This is a genomic window from Arenibacter amylolyticus (genome assembly GCF_002150785.1).
Taxonomy (GTDB): Bacteria; Bacteroidota; Bacteroidia; order Flavobacteriales; family Flavobacteriaceae; genus Arenibacter; species Arenibacter amylolyticus.
In genome coordinates this window covers 1-4,911 of record NZ_MTAZ01000083.1, presented here as the reverse complement: position 1 = coordinate 4,911, position 4,911 = coordinate 1, and the positions used below count along the sequence as shown (strand labels likewise).

At 37.4% G+C, this 4,911-nt stretch carries 4 protein-coding genes; all 4 read right to left on the bottom strand.

Annotated features, from left to right (window positions below):
* Positions 1-237: 237 nt before the first annotated feature.
* Entirely contained in the window at positions 238-1,455 is a 1,218-nt protein-coding gene (gene ltrA / locus BV214_RS16435; RefSeq protein WP_245806824.1) for a group II intron reverse transcriptase/maturase, read from the bottom strand.
* Between the two features lie 614 nt (positions 1,456-2,069).
* Positions 2,070-3,542 (bottom strand): DNA cytosine methyltransferase, encoded by a 1,473-nt coding sequence (locus BV214_RS16430; RefSeq protein ID WP_086478582.1) that lies wholly within the window; start codon positions 3,540-3,542, stop codon positions 2,070-2,072.
* A gap of 57 nt (positions 3,543-3,599) precedes the next feature.
* Positions 3,600-4,544: a hypothetical protein gene (locus BV214_RS16425; protein WP_217868861.1), complete on the bottom strand. Its 945-nt coding sequence runs from the start codon at positions 4,542-4,544 to the stop codon at positions 3,600-3,602.
* Positions 4,528-4,767, bottom strand: a complete 240-nt coding sequence (locus BV214_RS16420; protein WP_086478581.1) for a helix-turn-helix domain-containing protein — start codon at positions 4,765-4,767, stop codon at positions 4,528-4,530. The genes BV214_RS16425 and BV214_RS16420 overlap by 17 nt, the downstream gene beginning before the upstream one ends.
* Positions 4,768-4,911: the final 144 nt, after the last annotated feature.

Sequence of the window (4,911 nt, the reverse complement as noted above, 5' to 3'; positions counted from 1 at the left end):
CCACAACTTAACAGAACGTAGATTTTTTGCTGCCCTGATAAACGCACCACTTGCGTACAGATTGGTCAATTTATAGGATAGGCAGCAAAAAAAGGGAAGTCCCGAAGCTGCTCTAATTTTTATTGCAAATAACCTTCTAACGTTAAAGTGATCGAGTAGGCAAGGGGAATTTCACCCCGAGCCTCTCACAGAACCGTACGTGATAGTCTCCCATCATACGGCTCTTATTGTACAAATCTAAGCTACTACATTTATTTCAGAAAAACGCCAATGGTAGAACAAAGTCGGAAATTGTTTCCTGACTGTTGTCAACCATTTATAGGCTTTCCCCATGCTGGTTTTGTAGCGCTTATACTTTCTCCTTGCCCACCAAACCAAGCGCGCACTTAGCAATCGGAAGACTTTTGTGAGTTCGTACATCTTAAATTTACCGTAGTAACGCACCCATCCTCTGATCATTGGATTTAGGTATTGGGCAACTCCTACAATGCTTTTAAAATTTAACTTGTTCACGTTGAGCTCTCCTAACTTGTCGGCGATTCGTTTTCTCGAACTGATACTGATGGCACAATCATAGCCTAAGAACATTTTCTTTGTTTTCTTGGAGAATGCACTTCTCGGCTGAAAGGAATAGCCCAGAAAATCAAACTTGACAATCGGGTGTTTTCCTTTACGGCGATAGTCTCTACAATAGACGATCTTCGTCTTTTGTGCATGTAATTCCAATCCTACGGATTCCATCCTTTGATGTAGCGCATTTAGTATCTGTTCTGCGTGAGCTTTGCTTTTACAATGTACGATCGCATCGTCGGCATAACGTGTAAACTGTACATCTGCATCCGCATTTTCCAACCATTTGTCAAAAGCGTAATGAAGAAATAGGTTCGCCAACAGTGGGCTTATTACGCCTCCTTGCGGCGTTCCTTTCCCTTCTTTTTGTACGAGTTGTCCGGATGTTGTAAAAACGGGTGCTTCCAACCATCGAGCGATGTAGAGAACCACCCAATTTTCGGGTACGTGCTTCTTTACGGCAAGCATCAGTTTCCGATGATCGATGTTGTCGAAGAATCCTTTGATGTCAAGGTCGATTACCCAGTCTTGTTTCCAGCAGTTTTCCCGAACTTTTTGTAATGCTTGATGTGCATTTCTATTCGGTCGATAACCGTAAGAATTGGGACTGAATACGCCCTCTAATCTTGGCTCTATGAACATCTTGACTACCATTTGTCCTACCCTGTCACTTATGGTAGGCACACCCAGTTTTCGGATGCTTCCATCCTTCTTGGGTATTTCCACCTCTTTGACGGGCGGGGGAAAATAACTCCCCGATGCCATTCGATTCCATAGTTTGTACAAGTGTTTGCTGCGATTGGTATCATATTCTTGCATACTTACCGCATCTACTCCTGCACTCCCTTGGTTGGAACGCACTTTTTGATAAGCCTCCCAAACCATTTGGCGGCTTATCGGTATTGATTTTGTTTCATTCCATAAATTCATCCTCATTCTTATGAGTTGGTCAATAAAATAAAACGGTACAACCCAAGCCCTTCGCTCCATTTCCATTACAGAAACTTCATTGCTACTACGGCTTGGTCTGCCTCTGCATGCACTATCGGTATTTTGCCTCTAAGTTGTTCTTATTGTGCATTTCCCTTGGCATTTGCATACAGTTTCCCAAGTTCCGTAAATAAGCCTGAATAAAGTTCTTGCCATCTGAATGACGCCAGCCCTACAGAAAATAAATAGGTGCTCTCTGTAGTTGATATTATGAGCAACATCACTTTTCACTCCGTCTCATACTTCGTAGCTTTTGACTGGAGGTACGCACTTCTCGACACCTCATCAGCGGTTCACTTTCGTTCATCTCCATTATCCATACCTGCCGACCTCATGGATCGGATTCTCCCAAACGCTCAGTACCATTGCTATTCACAACAGCACCTTTGGGTGGTTTAGAGCCATCGCCTATACAACGACTCTGATGGGCCTACCATCATCTTATTTACAGCATGCAGCCATTTTATTGCCGTGGCTGCTTCTTGGCACACTATGAGTAGTAGCGGATTTTAACCAACAACTTTTTGATTAAGCACTGAATTCTGATAGACACTATCACTTTCATTTGAATCACTTAAACCGCTATTACTTATACACATTGTTACATGCTGGCTTTCTTTCTTTTCAATCGAGTCGTTTTGATTTTCTTCATCGCATATTTTTTCCATTAAAGCTTGCAATTCAGAATTCATGTTTTTGTTACGTTCATGTTTTCTTCTTAAAATTCCTGCACACGCTTTTGAGCTTAAAAAGAATTTATCCAAAGCATGATTAGGTTCAACGATTTCTCTTAAATCTCCGAAAACTGGATTATTTGGAATATTTGAAGAATTTAAATACTCAAAACGAGTAATTCTATTTACATCTCGAAGTAAATAAAGTTTTGCATTTTGATTATTCTTTTCTGGATTAATTGATTTCTGCCAATCAATGAAATTATTCTTAATGCTATGTGAGATATAATCACTTATTCTATTTCCAATCCACTTAACAACAGGAACTGCCCAAGAATTTCCTACAGCTTGAAATCTATTGGTATGGCTGTTTCCATTTACCTTTGTGTAATTATCAGGAAATCCCATAAGCCGTTCACATTCTAATGGTGTTAAACGCCTTATTTTATCGTTTTCAGCTACATATAATGAACCGTTATATGCGGCTGCGTTTCCATTCCATTTTGTGCCATAAGCAGCATAAAGACAGTCTGTATATTCTCTAAATATTTCAAATTTCACACCGTTTTTGTAAAATACTTTTTCATTTTCTTGCTCCTTTGTTGACGATGAAAAAAGAGTAAGTGAGTTCGTAGGGTTTTTAGATGATTTTGATTTTAATTCCTTTACTATGTTTTTGTTATCAAATTCGAATAGTATTTGGTCAGGTTTAAAGTCTTTGCCACCTGCAAGAACATATAATCTTTTTCTTTGATGCGGAAGTCCAAAATATTTGGCATCTATGACTCGCCAAGCAACATTTCTATCTTTACCCTCTAAATAACCAGATTTCGTCCATTTTTTTACTTTGATTTCCTCATCAAAACCTGCTAAACCAGCAATAAAATTACCAAAAGCATTTGTTTTATCGTTAAGTGCTCCCTCGACATTCTCCCATAGAACAATACTTCTGTCTTTTCCATCTTCCAATCTTATTTTATCGATTGCATTTGCAATTTCAATAAAAGTCATAGTGAGCTGACCTCTTTCGTCAGCAAGTCCATTTTTCCAACCTGCCAATGAAAAGGCTTGACATGGTGTTCCGCCACAAAATAAATCAGGTGCCTCATATTCACGATTCAGAATGGAAGTAGGAATGTTTATCATATCTCCAACATTTGGAATTGTAGGGAAATGATGTTCGAGGACTTTTGATGGAAACTCTGCAATTTCTGAACTCCATAATTGCTTAAAGCCAAATGGTGAAAAAGCTAATTGTGATGCTTCTATGCCTGAACAAACACTACCAAATGTTAAATTTTTACTCATAATATTCCTTTATTTAAACGCAAAGCTATTAAAAAATGATAACTTTAGTATGCAATTCTATTTATTGTTATTAACAAATTCATTAAGACTTTCTCTCCATTTTTGAATGTCGTACCATCCACACCCAACACATCCTTTTTCTGCTTCTTTTCCAATTTTAGGAACCTCATCAGGCCACTTTTCTGTGCCAGCATAATAATAGTTTATCCCATAAAGTTGTCCTCTTATTCCTGTTTGGAAGCACTTTCTACAAACTTCTCTTTTCTGTTGATTTCTTTGATTATCTAAAAGTTGAAATTTTTCTTTTATTTCTCTTTCAGGCATTTCTTCGGGATTCTCCTGTCTGGTTTCCTCGTCCCATCTAATTTCAGGAAACTTGTGGTCAGGTAATAAACCATGTTTATTTGCCTTGCTATACTCAAAAACATTTATAGATTCCATAACTGAAATAGCTTTTGCTTTAAAGGCAGCAGACATTACCTCGTAGCCTGTAACACCACCTTTTGGCAGTGGTACGAGTAATATATGTGTGTCAGTTTCGTATTTGTCTTTAACTTTTCTTCTTGTATCGGTTGCTAAAGTGTAACCAAACTCCTTAATATCTTGAATTCTTCTCGCCCAATTAGGATTATTTGGTAAATCGTATTTAACACTTTTCCATTCAAGGTCAAGTAATTCATCAAAAAATCCTTTCGTTGTCTTTTTTCCAGACATTTCGTTATTCCATCTTGCTCTTTCTTTGGCTTGAAATTCAGTAATCTCTTTTTGAGTGAAATGCGAATAAATCTCATTTAAGTATTCAATGAGTTCTTCAGGTGTTTCTATAAAAAGTCCAGTTCTTCTGTAATAATATGGTATTGAACCTTTCCAAGTGAAACCATCTTTTTGTACAAAAGTTACATCGATATATTTTTCTGAAGCTTTTGAATGTTCGCGAAATGACTCTACTATTATGTATTTATTGTCAAGTAGTTCGTAAAATTCTTCAATTGTAATGTTCATTATTGCTGTCTTTTAATAAGTCTTCTATTTTGACTTCTAAAGCATTAGCAATTTTCTCAATATTAACAAGTGTTATATTTTTTTCCGCTCTCTCTATCATTCCAATATAGGTTCTGTGAAGGTCAGCTTTATGTGCTAATTCTTCTTGTGAAATATTGAGTAAGCGTCGGTACTTTCTAACGTTTTTTCCGAATAAATTGAGTATTTCGTGTTTAGATTCCATTGCTAACTAAAGTCTTCACAAAGCTAACTTTAGTATTCAATTATTGCCACAGACTATAATTAGCATTTTCGATTTTATTCAGCTTGTATGTAACGGCCCAGCGTCGAGTAGGCAAGGGGAATTTCACCCCGAGCCTCTCACAGA